The sequence below is a fragment of the Sunxiuqinia sp. genome (assembly GCF_055140945.1).
In genome coordinates this window covers 47,329-68,609 of sequence record NZ_JBSQYS010000001.1, presented here as the reverse complement: position 1 = coordinate 68,609, position 21,281 = coordinate 47,329, and the positions used below count along the sequence as shown (strand labels likewise).

At 41.6% G+C, this 21,281-nt stretch carries 17 protein-coding genes; 6 read left to right on the top strand and 11 right to left on the bottom strand.

The window, feature by feature from the left end; all coding sequences use genetic code 11:
• Window positions 1-2: 2 nt before the first annotated feature.
• Complete coding sequence (rsmG, locus tag ACTB00_RS00255; RefSeq protein ID WP_463297942.1) at window positions 3-626, top strand: 16S rRNA (guanine(527)-N(7))-methyltransferase RsmG; 624 nt, start codon at window positions 3-5, stop codon at window positions 624-626.
• Window positions 627-914: 288 nt separating this feature from the next.
• A complete protein-coding gene (gene rpmH, locus ACTB00_RS00250; RefSeq protein WP_159522549.1) occupies window positions 915-1,073 on the top strand; it encodes a 50S ribosomal protein L34 in 159 nt (52 codons plus the stop codon).
• A 150-nt stretch (window positions 1,074-1,223) separates the two neighbouring features.
• Here rpmH and trxA read toward each other — a convergent pair whose 3' ends face one another.
• The 5 genes from trxA to ACTB00_RS00225 all read right to left on the bottom strand — a co-directional run bounded on the left by trxA (window position 1,224) and on the right by ACTB00_RS00225 (window position 8,599).
• Window positions 1,224-1,541: a thioredoxin gene (trxA, locus tag ACTB00_RS00245; RefSeq protein WP_463297941.1), complete on the bottom strand. Its 318-nt coding sequence runs from the start codon at window positions 1,539-1,541 to the stop codon at window positions 1,224-1,226.
• Between the two features lie 46 nt (window positions 1,542-1,587).
• Window positions 1,588-5,229 (bottom strand): DNA polymerase III subunit alpha, encoded by a 3,642-nt coding sequence (gene dnaE / locus ACTB00_RS00240; RefSeq protein ID WP_463297940.1) that lies wholly within the window; start codon window positions 5,227-5,229, stop codon window positions 1,588-1,590.
• A 239-nt stretch (window positions 5,230-5,468) separates the two neighbouring features.
• The gene (locus tag ACTB00_RS00235; RefSeq protein ID WP_463297939.1) at window positions 5,469-5,936 is read right to left on the bottom strand and encodes a regulatory protein RecX; all 468 of its coding nucleotides are present in this window, start codon (window positions 5,934-5,936) and stop codon (window positions 5,469-5,471) included.
• 38 nt (window positions 5,937-5,974) lie between these two features.
• Window positions 5,975-7,531, bottom strand: a complete 1,557-nt coding sequence (locus ACTB00_RS00230) for an ATP-binding cassette domain-containing protein (RefSeq protein WP_463297938.1) — start codon at window positions 7,529-7,531, stop codon at window positions 5,975-5,977.
• 372 nt (window positions 7,532-7,903) lie between these two features.
• Window positions 7,904-8,599 (bottom strand): energy transducer TonB, encoded by a 696-nt coding sequence (locus ACTB00_RS00225; RefSeq protein ID WP_463297937.1) that lies wholly within the window; start codon window positions 8,597-8,599, stop codon window positions 7,904-7,906.
• Window positions 8,600-8,884: 285 nt separating this feature from the next.
• Between ACTB00_RS00225 and ACTB00_RS00220 the strand changes: the two genes are divergently transcribed.
• On the top strand, window positions 8,885-11,422 hold the full coding sequence (locus tag ACTB00_RS00220) for a glycoside hydrolase family 95 protein (RefSeq protein WP_463297936.1): 2,538 nt from the start codon (window positions 8,885-8,887) through the stop codon (window positions 11,420-11,422).
• 114 nt (window positions 11,423-11,536) lie between these two features.
• On the opposite strand, the gene ACTB00_RS00215 is transcribed toward ACTB00_RS00220, so the two are convergent.
• On the bottom strand, window positions 11,537-12,448 hold the full coding sequence (locus ACTB00_RS00215; protein ID WP_463297935.1) for a nuclear transport factor 2 family protein: 912 nt from the start codon (window positions 12,446-12,448) through the stop codon (window positions 11,537-11,539).
• A gap of 440 nt (window positions 12,449-12,888) precedes the next feature.
• Here ACTB00_RS00215 and ACTB00_RS00210 point away from each other — a divergent pair, with 440 nt between their 5' ends.
• Window positions 12,889-13,593: a head GIN domain-containing protein gene (locus tag ACTB00_RS00210; protein WP_463297934.1), complete on the top strand. Its 705-nt coding sequence runs from the start codon at window positions 12,889-12,891 to the stop codon at window positions 13,591-13,593.
• Window positions 13,594-13,672: 79 nt separating this feature from the next.
• On the opposite strand, the gene ACTB00_RS00205 is transcribed toward ACTB00_RS00210, so the two are convergent.
• From ACTB00_RS00205 to ACTB00_RS00190, 4 genes are all read right to left on the bottom strand, one after another.
• Window positions 13,673-14,212 (bottom strand): hypothetical protein, encoded by a 540-nt coding sequence (locus tag ACTB00_RS00205; RefSeq protein ID WP_463297933.1) that lies wholly within the window; start codon window positions 14,210-14,212, stop codon window positions 13,673-13,675.
• Between the two features lie 91 nt (window positions 14,213-14,303).
• A complete protein-coding gene (locus ACTB00_RS00200) occupies window positions 14,304-14,738 on the bottom strand; it encodes an FKBP-type peptidyl-prolyl cis-trans isomerase (RefSeq protein WP_463297932.1) in 435 nt (144 codons plus the stop codon).
• Window positions 14,739-14,826: 88 nt separating this feature from the next.
• The gene (locus tag ACTB00_RS00195) at window positions 14,827-16,143 is read right to left on the bottom strand and encodes a TldD/PmbA family protein (RefSeq protein ID WP_463297931.1); all 1,317 of its coding nucleotides are present in this window, start codon (window positions 16,141-16,143) and stop codon (window positions 14,827-14,829) included.
• Window positions 16,144-16,177: 34 nt separating this feature from the next.
• Window positions 16,178-17,704, bottom strand: a complete 1,527-nt coding sequence (locus ACTB00_RS00190) for a TldD/PmbA family protein (protein WP_463297930.1) — start codon at window positions 17,702-17,704, stop codon at window positions 16,178-16,180.
• A gap of 440 nt (window positions 17,705-18,144) precedes the next feature.
• On the opposite strand from ACTB00_RS00190, the gene ACTB00_RS00185 reads away from it, so the two are divergent.
• Both ACTB00_RS00185 and ACTB00_RS00180 read left to right on the top strand, forming a co-directional pair.
• Window positions 18,145-19,164, top strand: coding sequence for a glutamine synthetase beta-grasp domain-containing protein (locus ACTB00_RS00185; RefSeq protein WP_463297929.1), 1,020 nt, complete (start codon window positions 18,145-18,147; stop codon window positions 19,162-19,164).
• 112 nt (window positions 19,165-19,276) lie between these two features.
• Window positions 19,277-20,401, top strand: coding sequence for a pyridoxal phosphate-dependent aminotransferase (locus ACTB00_RS00180; RefSeq protein ID WP_463297928.1), 1,125 nt, complete (start codon window positions 19,277-19,279; stop codon window positions 20,399-20,401).
• A 31-nt stretch (window positions 20,402-20,432) separates the two neighbouring features.
• Here ACTB00_RS00180 and ACTB00_RS00175 read toward each other — a convergent pair whose 3' ends face one another.
• Entirely contained in the window at window positions 20,433-21,281 is an 849-nt protein-coding gene (locus ACTB00_RS00175) for an HAD-IIA family hydrolase (protein ID WP_463297927.1), read from the bottom strand.

The following is a 21,281-nucleotide window of genomic DNA, read 5'->3' as shown; positions in this document are numbered from 1 at the left end:
TTATGGAAATCATCAAAAAATATTTTCCTGATTTAACAGCTCATCAAATTGAACAATTTAGTCGGTTGGAGTCACTTTATCAGGAGTGGAATGAAAAAATTAATGTGATATCGCGAAAAGATATTGATCAATTATATGAACGTCATGTGTTGCATTCGTTGGGAATAGCCCGATACATTCAGTTTGCTCCGGGAACATCGGTTATGGATGTAGGATGTGGTGGTGGATTTCCCGGGATTCCGTTGGCCATATTATTTCCCAAGACGAATTTCTTTTTGGTCGATTCGATTGCAAAAAAAATAAAAGTAGTGGAAGAAGTTAGTTCAGCCTTGGGACTAAAAAATTTGAAGGCTCAACAAAACAGGGCTGAGAAAGTGAGCGGACAATTTGATTTTGTGGTGAGCCGTGCTGTTACCGCCTTTCCGAAATTTGTATCGCTGGTTCGAAAGAAGATTGCGGTGAATCAAAAAAACACGTTGACAAATGGCATTCTATATCTCAAGGGAGGCGATTTTGACGAAGAGCTAAAACCATTTAACTCAAAAGTGAAGATTTATAATCTGAGCGATCAATTTGACGAAGAGTTTTTTGAAACTAAAAAGTTGATTCACTTGCCCTTGCGCTAGCGGTTGATTTCTTTCGTTGGTTTTTGAACCCAGGCTAGATCTCCAACGATGGGATCGCCCGGATATTCTGCCGAGCATTTTCATGTCCGCTTGGCGTAAATCCATCTCTATTGAGTAAGAAAAACAGCTAGCTTGTGAGCCTTTCTAATTTTACAGTGCTATGTGTGGAATTGATTGTGGAACAAATAGAAGAAAATAGTTATCAATATTTTGGATGGAATAAAAAAAGGATTATTTTTGCAGTCCGAAATAAAACAAGAGTAGAATTACACATAAAAATATTGACAAATGAAAAGGACATTTCAACCATCAAACAGAAAGCGCAAAAATAAACATGGTTTTCGCGAAAGAATGTCTTCTGTCAGCGGTCGTAAAGTATTAAAATTACGTCGTGCAAAAGGAAGAAAGAAATTGACTGTTTCTGACGAGCCTCGTCACAAGCGTTAAGCTGTAGGCAGCAGTAAAATTTAAGATACATACAAAAACCGTCTCAAATCTGATTTGAGACGGTTTTTGTTTTGCCATTTTTTCTGATTCTACACAAAAAAATGGGCACTCAACGAGCACCCATAATTCTTTTCTGTCAATCTATATTTCTTACAGTAGTGCGTCTACTTTGGTTGCTAAAGCCGATTTTGGTGCTGCTCCAACGTGTTTGTCAACTATTTCGCCATTTTTAAAAAACAAGATGGTTGGAATATTGCGGATGCCAAACTTGGTTGCGGTTTCAGGGTTGCTGTCTACATCTACTTTGGTAACCAGTAATTTTCCATCATAATCTTGCGACAATTCTTCAACAACAGGAGCTACCATGCGACAAGGTCCGCACCATTCAGCCCAAAAATCAACTAAAACCGGTTTGTCTGATTTAAGTACAATTTCTTCAAAGTTTGCATCATTTACTTCTTGTGCCATAATTCAAATATTTTTATGAGTAATTATTCTATTTTAAGCTGCAAAGCTAATTAATTTTAAAATTCAGATTTTTATGATCGCGGAAAAACTTTTCCAATTCGCGAGTCATTTCAACCCTCGTGTTTCTTGAAAACAGGTTAACCATACTTTTTGTTTCTGAATCCCAGATATTAAATCGCAAAAGAGCTTTTCCCTTATTTTTTATACTAATGCTTTCAATTTCCTGAATCAATGTGGGTGTAACAACTTGAAGAGGAACTTGTAGGGTAACTGTCTTGATGTTATTTTTTCTTATTTCAGAAAGAAGCTCGATACTTCGGATTTTAAATTCCAGCTGGTCGGAGTTAAAGCGAGGTTGAACCTGACCTTTTATCATTAGAAAGAGTCCGGTTTTACTGTATTTTGAAAATTCGACATAATTTCTCCCAAAAAAGAAGAACGTGTAGGAATCGGAATAGTCCGATAAGGTTAGCGTGCTGTATGGTTTTCCCGTTTTTCCAACTGCTTCCCGGCTTTCAGTAACCATACCGGCAAATGTAATATCTCTTCCCTGGAGGGTTTCAATATTGTTGTTAAGATCTTTCAGTGCAAATTCCTTGCTGGTGAAATTATCAATCTCCAATTTGTAATCGTCCAGCGGGTGTGCCGAAAGATAAATACCGATCAATGCTTTTTCTTTTTCCAGAAGCACAATTTTTGGCCACTCCTGAACATTTGGTATGTCAGGCGTTTTAACCGCCTGTGCTGACATTGCTTCGCCAAATAGCGACTGCTGGGCGTTGTTGCTTTCCAGTTGCATCTGCTGCCCGTATTTCACTATTCTTTCAATAAAAGAGGGTTCGTTTTCTTCGTTGCTTGCGAAAAGCTGGCTGCGTTTCAGTCCAAAGCTATCAAACGCTCCGGCCATGGCAAGCCCTTCCAGGTTCTTTTTATTGACGGTGTGCAGATTCACCCGTTCAACAAAATCGAAAATGGAAGTAAATAATCCTTCTTTGCGGGCTTTCACGATATCGGACACCGCGCCAGCTCCAACACCTTTAATGGCTGCCATTCCAAAGCGAACGTGACCTTCCTTGTTTACCATGAACTTGTTGAAACTTTCGTTTACATCCGGTCCAAGTACGTTGATTCCCATTCGTTGCGACTCTCCCATCAGTTTCGTGATATCGATCATGTTACTCAGGTTTCGGCTCATATTGGCTGCCATAAACTCTGATGGGAAGTGGGCTTTCAGGTAACCCGTTTGATAGGCAATGTGTGCATAGCAAACCGAGTGCGATTTGTTGAATGCATAGGAGGCGAAGGCCTCCCAGTCTTTCCATATTTTCTCGATAATTACCTCGGGCTCCTTGCCCTTTTCCTCGCAGCCTTCAACAAACTTAGGGTTGGCCTTGCATCCCTCGATGAACTTAACTTTCAGTTTGTCCATCATGGCAATAATCTTTTTACCCATTGCCTTACGCAGCGAGTCGGAATCACCACGTGTAAAGTTGGCCAGGTGTCGCGAGAGTAACATCACCTGTTCCTGGAAAACTGTAATTCCGTATGTGTCTTTCAGGTATTTTTCCATCATTGGGTGGTCATACTCCACCTTTTTGCGGCCATGTTTCCGGTCAATAAAATCGGGAATGTATTCCATTGGTCCCGGTCGATACAGCGCGTTCATAGCTACCAGATCCTCAAACCGGTTGGGTTTCAGGTTGCGCAAGTGTTTTTTCATTCCGGGCGATTCAAACTGGAAGATGGCAGTCGTGTCGCCATGGCTAAACAGTTCGAATGTTTTTCCATCATCGTCGGGAATTGCATCAATGTCTACTTCTAATCCCTTGGAAAGGCGAATGTTTTCGAGTGTTTCCTTGATGATTGAGAGTGTTTTCAACCCCAGAAAGTCCATTTTCAGAAGTCCGATATCTTCAACATAACGACCATCGTATTGGGTTGTGTACAAGTCCTCTTCTTTGGTGGGCATGAGAGGGATATGTTCATTCAACGGGTCGCGACCAATCAGAATTCCACAGGCATGAACGCCGGTTTGGCGAACAGAGCCTTCCAGCGTTTCGGCAAATTTTAAGGTGGCAGCCACCAGTGGGATATCCGATTTCCGTTCTTTTTTCAATTCCGGACTTTCCTTATAAGCTTTTACAAAACTCATTTTTGGAGCCTCGGGAACCAGCTTGGCCAAACGGTCGGCCTCGGGAAGTGGCAGTTTTAGCACGCGGGCAACATCGCGAATGGCTAACTTTGTGGCCATTGTTCCAAAGGTACAAATGTGTGCCACCCGATCGCGGCCATATTTTTCGGTTACCCAGTCTAATACGAGTTGTCGGCCATCATCATCAAAGTCAATATCGACATCGGGCATTGAAATCCGGTCGGGGTTTAGGAAACGCTCAAACAGCAAATCGTGCTTGATTGGGTCGATATTCGTAATTCCGACACAGTACGAAACTGCAGCTCCCGCGGCGGAACCACGCCCGGGACCAACTAAAACTCCCATTTCACGCGCTGCGTTAATGAAATCCTGCGTGATCAAGAAGTAACCGGGAAATCCCATTGTTTTAATGGTGGCTAACTCAAAGTCAAGCCGTTCTTTAACATCGTCAGGAATTGGATTTCCATAGCGATAATCTTCCTGGGCTCCTTCGTAAGCCAGATGCTTTAAATAGTCAGCTTCCAGTTTAATACGGAGTACGCTTTTGAAACCACCCAGTCGTTCAAAAGCTCCGTCTTTAAACTCTTCTTTTAATGCTTCCTCGGTATATTTTTTTGCATAATCCTCCTCCGTTCCAAATTCTTCAGGAATTGGGAACTCCGGCATGATGGGCGAGGAGTTGAGTTCGTATTCTTCAACCTTATCGGCAATTTCCTGCGTATTGGTGAGCGACTCTGGCACATCGCCAAAGAGCTGGTTCATTTCGGACGATGTTTTAAACCACTCTTGCTTGGTGTATCGCATCCGGTTGGGGTCGTCAACATCTTTTCCCGTGTTTAGGCAAATGAGCAAGTCGTGTGCATCGGCATCTTCAGCATTAATAAAATGGACATCGTTGGTGGCAATAAGTTTGACATCGTGCTTTTTTGCCAACTCAATAATTTCCTTGTTGACAATCACCTGATTTTTATAAACATCTTCATTCCGAGCGGGATCGTCTGAATGGTGTCTTTGTAACTCCAGGTAATAATCTTCGCCAAAAACTGATTTAAACCACTTGATTGTTTCTTCGGCTGCTTCAATATCATTTTTCATGATATGCTGAGCAACCTCGCCACCAAGGCAGGCTGAAGAGACAATAATTCCTTCGCTGTGTTTTTCGAGTACCTTTTTATCGATACGGGGTTTGTAGTAAAATCCTTCGTTGCTGGCTATGGAAATAAGTTTTACCAGGTTTCGGTAGCCTTTCATGTTTTTGGCTAGTAAAATCAGGTGATTACCCGAGCGGTCGACTTTATCAGATTTCGACTCTATTGCTCTGTTGGCCACATACGTTTCGCAACCCAAAATGGGTTTGATCCCTTCTCGTCTGCAAACGTCGTAAAACTCTTTTATTCCGAACATCATTCCGTGGTCGGTTAAGGCCAGGGCTTTCATGCCGTCGCCTTTTGCTTTTGCAACAAGCCCTTTAACGCTTGCGGCTCCGTCTAAAATTGAATATTGCGAGTGTACGTGTAAGTGAGTAAAAGGAATCATTTTCAATCTGTTTTGTCGTTCTTCAACTATCTTTTCCACCGAATAAATCAGCCCCCTAAAATTAAGTTTTTCATTGTGCTTATGAAACCGATTGTTAATAAAACATGATAAAACCGGAATTGGTTTTCAGGTACGAAATTGAAGGTGGAATTATTCAGATCTCTTTCGATTTTTGGTTTTTCCCCAGCTTTAACGGGAGCCGAAAAATCAAAAGATATTGGAGTTATTTTTGTGAGACGTTATTTCAAAATTTCGTCCAAGGCCATATAAATCAAATCCATTTCAAATCCACGGCTTTGGGCAAAACGAACCAATTTGCCTTTCCGATCGTATTGGTTCGCGGCTTTTATGCTTTTGTTCTTTTCTTTAACAAGGTCAAGCAAAGCCTCCCAATAATCATCGCCGTCAATTTCTTCCATGGCCGCATTAACGGTTGTTGAATTGATCCGGTTACCTCGAAGTTGATAGGCAATTTTCGTTTTCCCCCATTTGTTGAACCGAAATTTGTCGCGCACGAAGCTACGGGCAAAACGTTCATCATCGATGTACTTTTCTTCGATTAACCGATCGAGGATTAGCTCGGCATCATCTTCATTTACGCCCCACTGGCTGAGTTTTACTAACATGTCGTTGGAACATTTTTCGGCCCGGCTGCAAAGTGCTGCTGCGCGATGGAAAGCTTCTGTTTGTTCTCGGTTCAATTCCATATTTTAAATTCAAATTGAAAGCAGTTGTGGACTCAAATTTAAGCATTCCATTGAAAACTGTCCCGGTTAAACGGGCCTTGATTTTTGATTTTCCCTTTTTCAAGCTGCAGGAGGTGGGTAACCGTAGAGGGGATTTCATCTATTCGATGGGTGACATAGATTAAGGTAGTTTGAAGTTGTTGACTGATGATGGTTAGCAGGTGGTTGAAACGATCGGTTTGCTGCTGATCCAGACCTTGGCAAGGTTCGTCCAGAATAAGCAGTTGCGGCGATTTCACCAAAGCTCTTGCCAGCAGCAGAACACGTTGTTCTCCGAGCGAAGTGTGGGTAAACGCACGGTTATGTAATTTTTCCAGCCCTAGGATTTTGAGCCAGGTTTGAGCCGCTTTTAGTTGATGACTGGTTGGGGAAGACGTAAATCCAACTTCGTCTTTCATGCCTGAAAGAATGACCTCGGTACACGAAAGAGAGCTGTGGATGGTGGTTTTCGGGTTTGAAAGTCCCGGGATGGTGTTGAAAATGCCCGCGCCTCGCAGAAAGTAAAGATGCAGCTCGGGAGAAACAAAGCCAATTCGTTTTTTAATGTCCCAAATGCTTTCGCCACTTCCCCGTTGGCGGTCGAATAAAATGAGATGATTATTGTACCCTTGCGGATTGTCGGCTGTTATCAAGCTCAGTAAAGTACTTTTGCCGGCTCCATTAGGCCCCAGTAACGCCCATTGTTCTCCGCTCTTAACTTGCCAGTTGATGTTTTTGAGAATGGTTTTTCCATTGAGTTCGACCTGGAGGTTTTTCATGGAAACAACATCGCTGGAAACTTCGTTCTTAGTCGGGAGCAATGAAAAGAGTCCTTGGTCAATTTCATTCCAGAGTTGAGGTGAGTGATCAATTTTCGGGATGTACTTATTGCGTTGCGTAAATTGTGTGATTCTTCCTTGATCCAATTCTAACACATAGCTTGAATTTTCAGGAATCGTTTGGGGATCGGTGATGATAATCAGGCAAGTTTTGGCATCGATCTTTTCATCAAGTAATTCAGCTAATTTCTTTCGCGAGTGAAAATCCAAGCCCACAAAAGGTTGATCGAGTACCACTAAATCCGGCTTTTTTAGAAGAGTCAAAGCCAGTTGAGCTCGTTTGCGTTCGCCATTACTCAGTTCAAGAATCTTGCTGTTTGCCAGATGTGAAATCTCCAATTCACTCAGTATTCCTGTTAGTTCTTGCATGCTCGGGCGGGTGGGTTTTTGCGCCAGGCTGCGCTCCAAAAACTTTAAAAGAGTGGGAACGCTTTCCATTCCTGAGCTTTCGTAGCGTTGCCCATGGTGCATGCTTCGGCGACCCGAATAAGCAATGAAGTGGTCTTGCTGATCAACCATGAGACGGTTCTCAATTCCATTGAGAAAAAGTTCTCCGGGAGTCGGTTTTTGAATGCCGGCTAATATCCGACCCAGTGTGGTTTTGCCACTTCCGGAAGCCCCGGTGATTGTGAGTGATTCTCCGGGATTTAATCGGAAATTAACGTTTTCCAGAATGGTTTCACCGTCAATTTTAAGATTGATATTTTTTGCTTCCAGCTGGTATTTTGAATTTGGCATAAACATGAGTTTCAGGAGAAGCAAAGATACAAAACCGAGAGGTAATCGATGCGATGGCGGCCTCTACTATCTCTCGTCTTAGCGATAGCGGTGACGGGTAAGCTGGTGGTCGTATGTAACGACAATACACAGACGCATTGCATTGAAAAACATTTCTTAATATCTTTCAATTAAAAATGTCTGCCGATAACTATTTTATCACCGATCAAAATGCTGTTTACTTTTTAACCTTCACCGTTGAAGATTGGATTGATGTCTTTACACGAAAAGAATATTAAGTTGTTATAGCTGATTCCTTAAACTATTGCATCAAAAACAAACTAAGTATAAATCTGTCAAGCTATTTTAGGAAAGGTCAAACTACTTATTTTCCTATTGCAATACAAAAGTTATGGGTACACTAAATGCGACATGAACGGGTTGGCCGCGTTGTTTGCCCGGGTTCCACTGAGGTAGGCTGTTAACAACACGCAATGCTTCTTTATCCAGTGATGGATCAACACTTCGGATTATTCTTGCATTGGTAACATAGCCATCTTTACCTACAACAAACGAGACATACACTTTCCCTTCGACGCCATTTTCCTGAGCAATAACCGGATACTTTATGGAATTGGCCAGAAACTTTCTTAGGGCAAGTTCGCCCCCCGGAAATTCCGGCATTTCTTCAACGATGTAAAAGATCTGTTCTTCTTCCTCTTCCTTTTCTTCTTGTTCGTAGGCGGTAACTACCGGAGTAATATCAATGGCCGTTTGATCATCGGCTTCCGTGTCTTCAATTTCCAGTTCCTCATCAATTTCGATATCGTCCGAAACAATGTTGAGAACTTCTACTACTCTTGGTGGAGGCGGTGGTGGAGGCGGTTTAACTTGTTCTTGTCTGGTAATTGGTATGATTTCATTGTCGATATCCTGAGTAACAATTGAGCCGGTAATTTCACTTTTTTTGACCGTTGTTTTCGTTTCAAAAGCGAATAAGCAAATCCCAAGAGAGAGGATTAACCCAACCTCAATAAGTAGACTCCGATAACGATTCAAATCGCAATATGGATACTTCTTGACTTGCATGATTTTTAGTTTTAATTTATTTGGATGATAAGGGGGGCGGTGCAGGAACGAAGGTGGCGATTAAATGTCCTTTTGGAAAAGGATATGAACACGGTTCATGAGCTGCTTTTAAGCGTATCGGTTTTAGTTTAATATACGTTTTCCTGGCTCAGTGTGTTTCCTTTTATTCAACAAAAGAAATATGATTATTGACAGCTATTTGTGTTTATGTCGTAGGAAAGTATTTATTTCACTATCTTCATTCAACTTACTTTTTCTATTTTTGACGAAAACTACTTAGCTACTATGAAATCAATACTCCTAAACCTAATGCTTGTTTTATTGGTGTCGAGCACCTTCTTCTCTTGTCGGCAAAAAGAAGTAAAAAACGATCTCAAACTTTGGTACAATGAGCCCGCCAGCGAATGGATGGAAGCCTTGCCTATTGGAAATGGCAGCTTTGGAGCGATGATTTTTGGGCGGCCTGATCATGAAGTTATTCGATTGAATCATGACGAATTTTGGTCGGGATATCCACGGGATTTGACAAACCCGGACGCTACCGGCTATGCTGCTAAGGTTGCCCGATTGGTTGAGGATCGAAAATATACGGAAGCCAATGAAGTAATACGAAACATTCAGGGACCTTACACCGAATCCTATCAACCCTTGGGAGACTTAGTGCTTGAAACCGGGCATGAAACGTTTTCGCATTACAAGCGGCAGTTGAATATTTCTGAGTCTATTTCCGGGGTGAGTTATGAAACAAACGGGGTTGGATACAAGCGTGAGGTTTTGGCCAGTTATCCCGATCAACTCATTGCAATAAAACTCACGGCTTCAGAACCCAATGAACTTAGTTTTTCGTTGTCGCTGAATAGTCTGCTGAAACACAAAGTTATTTCAGAAGATGGAATTTATAAAATGATTGTTCAGGCTCCGAAACATGTAGCGCCTAATTATCGGGATGTTGATCAACCCATTGTTTATGATGATTGGGATGGAGAAGGGATCAAGGCTCAGGTGAATGTACAGATTCGCTCGGAAGACGGCGAAGTCCAAGTAGCCGATGACAAAATTTCCCTGAAAAGTGGAACAGAAGCAATTGTATTAATTTCAGCGGCCACCAGCTTCAACGGGCCGTTTAAGTCTCCGGGTTTGGAGGGGAAAGATTTTGAAACGATTGCAAATCGAAATTTGAAAGAAGCGGCTCAGCTGGATTGGGAGACCATAAAGAGCAATCATGTTGCGGATTACAAGCAACTTTTTGATCGGGTTGCCCTGACACTGGGCGAGCAACAACATGTTGACACTTTTCCAACTGATCAGCGAATTATTTCATTCAAGGAAAACAAAGATCCGGATATGGTGGCGCTGTTGTTTCAGTATGGTCGTTATTTGCTTATTTCTTCATCAAGACCTGGAACACAAGCGGCTAATTTGCAGGGGATTTGGAGTAGTACCGTTCAGCCTCCGTGGAGTAGTAATTATACCCAAAATATTAATGTTGAAATGAATTATTGGCCGGCTGAAGTAACCAACTTGTCAGAGTTGACCGACCCGCTGATGAATTTAGTAGCGAACAACAGCGTAAAAGGGAAGGCTATTGCTGACTCGTATTATGGCTTGGAAGGTTGGGTGTCGCACCATAATGGCGACATTTGGGCGCATTGTGCACCTGTTGGCGAAGGAGGAACTGCTGATCCGGTATGGGCGAATTGGAGTATGGGAGGCGTTTGGATGCTTAGTCATGTTTGGGAGCATTACTTATTTACGGGTAATCAGGATTTTTTGAAAGCGATGTATCCGGCTATGAAAGGAGCCGCTCAATTTCTTATTGGGATGTTGAATACAAATAATAGGGGTTATCTGGAAACACAGTTTGGGACCTCTCCTGAAAATAAATTCATCGATCCTCAGACTGACAATGCAGTGGCTGTTTGTGCGGGACCTGCATGCGATTTGGCCATGACAAATGAATTATTAAACAATTGTTTAAAGGCGACGCTTGTTTTAGGTATTGATCCGGAGTTTCAGTCGGAGTTGCAAATGCTGATTCCTAAGTTGCAACCTTTTCGGATTAATGACAACGGCATTTTGATGGAGTGGAACGAAGATTTTGAAGAGACCGAACCGCATCATCGACACTTGAGCCACTTGTATGGGATTCATCCGGGGAATCAAATTAATCCATGGGATACCCCGGAATTGTTTACGGCCGTTAGAAATTCACTTGAACGACGAGGTGATGAGGCCACTGGCTGGTCTATGGGCTGGAAATCGAACATGTGGGCACGAATGTTAGATGGTGATCATGCTTTAAAGATTATCCAGAATTTGTTTACTCCCATTAATTTTGGAGATCAAGCTGGCCATTCAGGAGGAGGTCTTTATAAAAATATGCTTGATGCTCACCCGCCATTTCAAATTGATGGTAATTTTGGTGTAACTGCCGGTGTTGCCGAAATGCTGTTGCAAAGTCATGCCGGAGCCATCCACTTTTTGCCTGCATTACCCAGTTCGTGGGCTAAAGGCGAAGTTAAAGGGTTAAAAGCTCGGGGTGGTTTTACTGTTGACTTAAGTTGGACTGACGGAGAATTTGAGCGTGCAACCATTTATTCTTCTTTGGGGGGAAAAGCAATTATTCGTTCGGAGTGGCGACTTAATTTGCCCGGGTACGATCCGGCCTCCGGGAAAGAGAATTCGTTGATGAAAGCAACAGCGATTCCGAAGCCTGAAATAGCTGGAGATCCTGATTTGCAACCGAAAGAGCTGAATACATATTATTTATACGAACTGGAAACAACAGTAGGAGAGCATGTTTTGGTTGAAAGGGCAGATTGAGCTGATGCTTGTCTGCAAAAGCGTGCTTTAGGATTAACTTCCTTCGCATAAATAGATAAAAAAAGACCCCATTATTCGAATAATGGAGTCTTTCCAATAATTGATGCTGTTCAATTATTCGTAATGATTGCTACTGTAGTAGCCCATCGAGTTCACAATTTTTCCCTCGTCGTTAAAAGTATGCGATAGCATCATTGGGAATTCTATTTTCTTCCCATCTGCAATCGACGTTGCCGTAAAAATCCACCAGGAATAAACAACATAGTCATCATTTAAGGCATAGTAGATGCAATCCGGATATCCAACTTGCTTCATGTTGATGTTGTCCATTTCAGAAAACTGTGATTCCCAGACCTTAGTCTGAGCTTCCATGTCATTTTGTTCTTTCAGTTTCATGGTTGTATTTGAGAAGAAAACATCATCTGCATAGAACGCTTTCATGGCGTCAAGATCTTTGTCGCAATAGGCATTGGCAAGCTTTCGAACTTTGGTGATGTAGGGGTGTCCGATATAGACTTTACCGTTTTCTCTTGTTGTTTTACTTCTGTTTATTTCCTGAAAAACATCATTGTTTGAATAGTGATGGATCGAGCTTATTTGTCCCTCATCATTAAAACTATACAAATTATGAATAGATAAGTCGAGATTAATTCCTGTTTCTTTGTGCGTCCCTTTTAATCGTAACCAATCCTGAACCCATACGCCACTCTCTTTATAATCAATAGCATCGGCATAAGCAGGAGTGTCTGTTACAACTTCCAGATTCTCAAATTCTTTGTTCCACCAATCAACACTTTCGACTTCTTCATCGCGAGTTTTTAAATTTCGATTTCCGTTGATTACGACCATTACAGTGTCTGCCAGCAGGCTGCCATAAGTAGTTTTGTCACCTTCTTCGAGGGCATTCCATAGTTTATCCACTTTATCCATTGCTGGATGCTCAATAAATACTTCGCCGTTTTTTTTCTGAGCCAGAGTGGCCATCATAACCAATAGCAATACAATAAGAACAGGAATTTTTTTCATCGTCAATTCAGTTTTAAGATTAATAAATGCAAGCGGACTATTTGTATACAGTCTAAATAAAAATAAACAAAAGAATCTTCAAAAGAAATGCTTTTTAACATGTTGATTGTTAGTGGGTAATTGCGTTCTTTATTTTGGTGATCTGGATCATTTGTTTATTGCGTTGACAACAGGAGCTGTGTCATGAGCGATTTCGTTTTCGACTGGCAATATAACTCGTCATTTGATGTTGTTATGAATAGTTCTGAATTTACCTGTGTTAATATAGAATGTGCAGATTCTCCAGTAAATGAAGGTGCCGTTTTTCTCCTCGCATGATAATTTTAAGAGCCGAAGTTCACGGTGAGGTCTAGATTGAAGATAAAAACGAGTGCAGATGCAACCTTTATTGAATCAACGTGTCTTTAACTATAGAATACAATAATAAAAAAACGGAAAACATGAAAGTAGGATTTATAAGTCTAATGGCCGTGATGGCCTTAATAATTTCGATGGGCGCCAATGCCGAAACTGAATTTAGAAAGGTGGACTCATTCTCCGAAATAGCCATTCGGATTCCGGCAAAAGTGTATGTTGAGCAAGGGAGCGAGCAATCTATTGAAGTCGTTGCCAAATCGTCGACACTGGAGGAAATTATCACCGAAGTAAAAGGTCGTGAGTTGATCGTTCGGTTTGCAGCAAAAAACTATTTGTGGAAAAGTTTTACTCCGGGTAAAATTGAAATTTATATTACGGTTCCCGAGATTGATGCACTATCGCTTTCCGGCTCGGGCGATATTATTAATGACGGATCAATTAAAAGCCGTATTTTGGATTTGTCAGTTAGCGGGAGCGGTGATATTTTACTTGAAGACTTAAAAGCAGAACGCGTAAAAGCCACCATTTCCGGGAGTGGTGACATTACTCTTGAAGGCACTGAAATGGCTGATGATTTATCAGTTAATATTTCCGGCTCGGGTGATTTTAAAGGAATTGATTTTGAGGTGAAAGATGCCATTGTCAAGATCATTGGATCGGGCAATGCTTTTGTTAATGCCGAGAAGCATTTAGAAGTGCGCATTGCAGGTTCAGGAGATGTTACCTATAAAGGAAGCCCGCTGATTGATCAGGGGGTAGTTGGGTCAGGCAAGGTGAAAGAATACTAAGACAGGCATTTGACAAAAAAAAAGTCACTCCAGCTCATCGGCTGGAGTGACTTTTTACATTTAAGGAATTAGACGTTCGCTATTTGATTGATATTTTCTTAACCGATTTTGAGGTCATGTCCATCGATTTCATCACGGCATTCATATCTGTGATGTCGATCGATTTGGTGGAGCCCCAGGCAGCTGGGAGCACTGCAATCCGAAAGGTCTGGTTTTGGGTCTCTTCAGGAAGCAATTCTCCAACTGTTTCGTCAATAAAAACCCGAACGTCATAGACCGTGTGGTCAAAATTGTACTGAATGACACCCTCGTTTAAAACAACTGTTTGAGGTAAGGCTCGCCAAACATCAACTGTTTCTCCTCCGTAGTCCGCTTGTTCCCATAGGATGTAGACCATAACAATATCGGTTGAGTAAATTTCGAAGTCGTTGGGAAACGAGTACGATAAGCTAAATTCATTAGCGTTTGTGAAGTCATCAGTAAATTCAAAGATACTTCCTTGAATATTTACTCCATCTTCTCCATCGATTCCATCATATCCGGGAGGCCCCATTGGCCCCTCGCAGGATGTTATAACTGCTAAGGCAATTAATAAAATAATACTTGTAACTGTTTTCATGACTTTATCTTTTTACGTGAATTTTTAATTGTCAAAACAAGATTGATGCCAGAAGGTTAAGGCCTCGTTGAAACACTCGTTTTTTGTGAGCTTAAGTCAAAATATCAACTAAGCGAATGTCGAAGGCCAACACGGCAAAAGGAGGTATTTTATTGCTTGTTCCTTTTCGTCCCCAGCCAAGATCCGAGGGAACCCAGAATTTGTAGCGACTGCCTTTGTTCATCATCAGAAGTCCTTCTTGCAATCCCTCAATCAGTTCTTCAATTTTTACGTCGTCGGCTTTGTTTTGGCGGTAGGTATCTTCTAGTATCGTCCCGTTTAATAAGAGTGCTCGCTGGTGAATCAGCACGGTATCAAATTCCGATGGCTTTTGTCCGTCCTCCTCTTCAATAATTTTATACTGAAGCCCACTGGCTGTTTCCAGCACGCCTTCTTTTTGTGCATTTTGAACCAGAAAATCTTCGCCTATTTTCTGGTTGTAACCTGCTGAACTTTTGCTTTTCCCTTTTTTCTCTCGTTTTGCCACTGCTTTTTTTCTTCAAAAATAGAAAAGAAAACCTCCTCCTGCGAAAGGAAAAGGTTTTTCTATGATTGTCTGCCTATTTTTTTTGGACTTAGCTTCCGCTAAAATCAACTCCTTCAAATAACATGGACGGTGTTTGCCAGGATGAAATCGGGTTCGGATCGGTTCCAACTTCGGCCAGGTTCATCCACAGCTCTTTCATATTTCCACTGATGTTCATCTCGGAAACCGGCTTGATGATTTCTCCATCTTCGACCAGAAAACCATCAATCCCATAAGAGAAATCTCCGGTTGATCCATTCGTGTTTCCACCGTTAAAGCCAGTAACCAGAATCCCCTTTTTCATGCTTTTTACAAGTGCTTCAAGATCCTTTTCGCCGCTCTCAAAAATTAAATTCGAAGCGTCTCCGGTTGTCGGTTTCATCTCCAGTTTTTTCGCGTAGTAGGTGTCAATGTAGTAAGTACCGAGCACGCCGTGTTTAAATACTTCTCGCTTTTTTAAAGCCAGCCCTTCGCTATCGAATAATTGCGAGCCCAGCCCGCCCTGAATAAACGGATCGTCAGTTAATGTAAGTTTTTCAGACGCTACTTTTTCTCCGATTTTATCAATCAAAAAAGAGTTTTTCTGCTGGATGTTGTACCCGTCCAAAGCGCTTAGTAAGGGATAGAACAACCGCCCAGCCGCCCTGTTTTCAACAAGCATGTCGTATTTGCCAGAGCTGATTTTCTGTTGTCCAATCTTCTTTAGTACGCGATCGAGGGCAGTTGATCCAATATTTGATTTTTGCAGTTGATCGAACAAAATAGCCCGTTCGCGCCAGGTGTCACTTGGACGCGCATCTCCACCGTCAACCGATACGGAGGCTCCCAGGCTAAATGAGCTGTTTTTTGTTTCTCCTTCAAAGCCATTACTGGTGACCATTAGTCGGCTGCTTGTTTTGTCTGAATAACTTGTCGAAACCGAGATGATGCGTTCATCTTTATTTAGCGCCTCTTTCTCAATTTGAAAAGCCAGATCAACTTTCGTTTTTGGGTCAATGTTGTCGTAAGTGCTGTCCTCAGTTCCAAGGTCTTTTCCTTCGCCTTGATAATATAAATTGGGATCGGGCAATGAGCGATATGGATCGGGAGATAAATATTTGGTGGCGGCAATTGCTTGTTCAATGAAGCGGGAAAGTTCCGTCTTCTCCAACCGATTGGTGCGGTGTGACGAATATTTATTGTCAACATACAAGCGGATACTCATGTTGCTTTCGATCGCTTCTTTCAGCGTGTCTATTTTTTGTTCTCGAACATCAACGTTGCTGCTTTTGCTTTGCGAAATAATAATGCTGACTTGGTCAGCTCCACTGTCCAGTGCATGTTGCATGGCCCATTTTGCCAGGCTGTATTTTTCTTCTTGTGTCATTTTAATTCCTATTTTCTGAACGATTGAACTTGATTTAACTAACACCTCCCACGGTGAGTTTTTTCACCAAAACGGTAGGCAGTCCGCAGGTTACCGGAACCGATTGGCCGGATTTCCCACAGGTCCAGGTGCCGTTGTCAATTTTGTAATCAGTGGCACACATTGTAATGTCGGCTAGTGCTTGCGGTCCGTTACCAATAATGTTGATGTCTTTAATTGGGCGTGTTAGTTTTCCGGTTTCAATCAGGTAGCCCGCCTTAACAAAGAAGGTGAAATCGCCGGCTCCGATTTTAACTTCACCATTGCTGAAATTATCCACATAAATACCTTGTTTCACATTGGTGATGATGTCATCTTTTGAGTGAGGTCCAACTTCCATATAAGTCGCTCGCATGCGCGGCAGCGGCATATGACGGAAGGATTCTCTCCTTCCATTTCCGGTTGGGTTTACCTGGTAATGTTTCGAGCTGATTCGGTCGTGCAGGTAGCTGTTAAGAACTCCGTCTTTAACCAAATAGGTTTTTTCGGTTGCATTTCCTTCGTCGTCGGTGTTCAACGATCCCCGGTTTTCAGGCAGTGTTCCATCATCAACAATGTTGACAAAATTCTCGGCTACCTTTTCGCCCATCTTGTCGGCAAAAATAGATGTTCCTTTTCGATTGAAGTCGGCCTCAAAAGTATGGCCGATAGCTTCGTGCAGCAAGATCCCAGAACCTCCGGCTCCCATTACAACAGGCATTTCGCCGGCTTTTGGTTTGGTGGCTTCAAATAGAAGCGATGTTCGGTCAACAACCTCGGTGGCCAGTAAACTCACGAGCTCATCATTTAAAAACTCGAAGCCTTTCCGGAACGAACGAGATGAATAGGCATTCTCAATTTTACCATCTTTTTCCATCACGCAAAATGCTCCTAAACTTACCATTGGGCGGTAATCGTAGGTGAGAATCCCTTCGGAACTGTAAAAAAGGACGTAGGCGGATTGGTCGCTCAAATAGGCATTCACTTTTGATACGCGAGTGTCTTTGGCAAATATCTGGTCGTTTAAGTTCTGGATGAACGGAATTTTTTCCTCTATCGTTGTTTCTTCCCACGATCGATCAATTTTATAGTAGTTTGAAGGAATGGCTTCTTTAATTTCTTGCGCCGATACATTTGCATTGCCCGTTGCAATATTGGCTGCAGTGTTCGCTGCTTTTATCAATGCTTCGGTCGTTACTGTTTCCGAATAGGCAAAGCCGGTTTGGTCTCCTTTTAAAACACGGATGCCAACTCCAAAATCTACATTTGAATAGGCACGGTTAACCTTGCCGTCTTCCAGCGATAGACTGTTACTTAATTTGTGTTCAAAAAACAGATCGGCATAATCGCCACCCTTGCTGAGCGATTTGGTAATGACTTTTTGAAGTAGCGTTATATCAATGCCAAAATGATCAAGGTAAGCCTGAACTTCGGCAGAGGCTGAAGCACTCTGGCACGACTGGAAAAAAGTGGGTAGAATCATGCTTCCTGCTACAGCCGTACCCGATGACTTTAAAAATTCTCTTCGGTCGATGTTTTTCATTCTGAAAAATTATAAAGTTGTAAGTTGTCTTTTTAATAGATGAAATTCGATCAAAATAAGTCTGAATTGAGCATTTAAATTTAGAAATAAAACATAAAAATAGCTTATCGTTTTTGAATTAAAATCATATTTGAAATTTGCAACTGGTGAAGCCTTCTAATAGATCGGGTGCCTGATGAAAATAGGGGTTCTTGATAGGGAAATACTATTAATTTGAAATTTCTATTCGTTTTTACAAATATGACTGTGAAAAAAAAGAGATCTTTTTTAACTTTCGGGCTCGTTTTGAATAGGGTGGTGGACAAAAATATATTCTTATATGAATTTTGTATTAATTTTTTACAATTTGCTGCACTTTTATTTATAATTTTGTCAGTTGGTTCTATTTTTGACGTCAAATTATCGAAAAAATATATCATTAACTTATAATTTGTAACACGATGAAGACAAAATTAGAGTACATCTGGTTGGACGGATACAAGCCAACTCAAACTTTAAGGGCAAAGACAAGAATTGCAAAAGATTTTAGCGGAAAATTGGAAGATTGCCCGGTATGGTCATTTGATGGATCTTCAACTCGACAAGCTGAAGGAGGAGATTCTGACTGTCTATTGAAACCAGTTGCAATTTATCCTGATCCAACTCGTAAAAATGCTTACGTTGTAATGACGGAAGTATTAAATGCAGATGGGACTCCACACGCTTCTAACGGACGAGCTCACATCGAAGACGAAGATGAAGATTTCTGGTTTGGTTTTGAGCAAGAGTATTTCTTGATGGATCCTCAAACAAACAAACCTCTGGGATTTCCAGCTGATGGTTACCCAGCTCCACAAGGACCTTACTATTGTGGTGTAGGTGCACAACACTCATTTGGACGTGAATTAGTTGAAGAGCATTTCGATGTTTGTTTAGAAGCTGGTCTGAACGTTGAAGGTATCAATGCCGAGGTAGCTGCAGGACAGTGGGAATACCAAATTTTTGCAAAAGGAGCCCACGATGCTGGTGACCAAATTTGGGTATCACGTTATTTCCTGGAAAAACTCGGTGAGAAATATGGTGTTGTTGTTGAATGGCATCCAAAACCACTAGGAAAAGAGTTGGACTGGAATGGTTCAGGTATGCACGCAAACTTTTCTAATGGTTTAATGAGAACTTGTGCTGACAAAAAAGTTTTTGTAGCAATTTGCGAAGAATTTGGAAACCATATTGACGAATGTATTAGTGTTTACGGAGCCTATAACGACCAACGTTTAACTGGTCTTCACGAAACAGCTGCTATCACTGATTTCTCTTATGGAGTTTCTGACCGCGGTTCTTCTATTCGCATTCCTATCGGAACTGTTGAAGATGGCTGGAAAGGTCGTTTAGAAGATCGTCGTCCATCATCAAATGGTGACCCATACAAAATAGCTGCTGTTATCATCAAAGTTACACACAAAGCAGTTGAAAAATTGTAATTAAACATTACACTAGATATTGAAAGCTGTTCCTTTGGGAGCAGCTTTTTTTATGTCCGATACTTCTGTTGAATGCGGAGTTTCGCTATTTTTGCCACCTAACTTTTGAATTATGCGCACAGCAAAAATAAACATCAACAAAGCCCTATTCGAAGAAACGTCTCATTCGCCGGCATTGGTCGATATTGTTGGAGAGGAAATGCTTGATCAGGTTATCGATTACTGTTTCATTGCCAATCCTTATTATCCAACTGGTGAAATGCTGGAGCAGCTGCAATCGAAATTAGTCAGTATTATTAAAGCTTATCCATCCAGCAATCCGCGCTTGGCGAGGGAAATGCTGGCCGAAGTATTAGCAATTAATCCGCAATATCTGATTTTAGGCAATGGCGCTACTGAGCTGATTACCATTATTGAGAAATATTTGATTGATCAAATCGCGATTCCGATTCCCACTTTTAGTGAGTACATTGAAAAATTGAAAAATTTGGATGCAGCGAAATTATTTCATCTTAACCCCGAAAAGGACTATCAACTGAATTTGGAGGAATATGCCAGATGGATTGAGCAGAATCAAATTGAGTCGGCGTTAATTATCAACCCCGGCAATCCAACCGGGCAATTGATGCGAGTTGATGAGATGAAGTGGTTTTTGAAGAAGATGAAGCATTTGAAGTTGATTTTGCTTGATGAGTCGTTTATCGATTTTGCTGATGAACTGGTGCCGACTTTGCTTGGAGAATTAGCAGATTACAACAACTTAATAGTTGTTCGGAGCATGAGCAAGCATTGTGGCGTGCCCGGTTTGAGGCTGGGGTATTGCGCTACTTCAAACAAGATGTTTCAGACCGAAATTAAGGAAGCTTTGCCCGTTTGGAATATCAATTCCATTGCAGAGTATTTCTTGTTGCAACTTCAAAGGACGAATCAGGAATACCATAATTCGCGTATTCGGGTTATTGATGATGTAAAAGATTTGTATCGAAAACTGGTCGAGATTCCCGGCTTCAAGGTTTATCCAACCGGAAGCAATTTCATTCTTGTTAAAATTGAATTTGGAATGAAAGCGGTTGAATTGCAAATGCACTTACTTGAAAACTATGGACTTTACGTGCGTGATTGTAGTAACAAAATTGGGCTGGATCAATACCATATTCGCGTTGCCTCGCAAGGAAAAGAGAACGATCGGTTTTTGATTAATGCACTACAAAGCATGGCCGAAGCACATTCTGTGTAACCAATATTCGGGTAATTCTTTTTTCAGCTTGTTAAAAGCTAGCCACCGAATCGCATACATAAGTTGGAATAATTCCGGTTGAGCGAATTTTCGATTTGGCACTTTCCGCTAAGGTATTTCCCGACAGGACAAGCACAGTATCCATCCCAAACTTGTTGCCTCCAATGATGTCGGTAAAAAGCGTATCACCTACCATCAGAATATCGTCGCGATTAAGAGCTTGTTTTAAGCACGCTTTTTCGTACGCAAACATAAACATCTGGGCATCGGGTTTTCCAAAGCGGATAAAATGTCGATCCAGGATTTCTTCAACCATATCTGAAATTCCGCCAATGGCAATAGCAATGTCAACTCGGTTGACCGGGTAGTTGATATCGGTATTGGCAACAATCACCGACATGTTTTTTTTCCGAAGTAGGTTGATTACTTTATTAATGTCGTTGTTCCAGTCGAAACCTTCATCGTCCAGAAATGCAAGACAGGTAATGTCATCAACATCGTTTAGGTCGAGCTTGCTGATGGGCATTGTTTTCAATCCGGCCGACTCAATGTAGTGAGCCGATTGCTCAGTGCCCAGATAGGCAACGCGGCCTGATTTTATTTTGAGTTTCAACCAGTCGTGTGCCAGCATGCCCGAAGAAATAACCTTATCAGTGGTAATCGCGGGGATTCCATTATCTTGATAAATCCGTGCCAGCTGTTCCGGACTTCGGGACGCATCATTGGTTAATACGTAATAGTCAATTCCCTTTTCATCCAGAAAATCGAACGTATTTTCAACACCGGGAATAATTCCTTTGTGATTTTTTAATACCCCGAAAGCATCAAAAAAAACCGCTTTGTAGTTCGTTACTACACTCCTGAAATCTTGCGTCTTCAT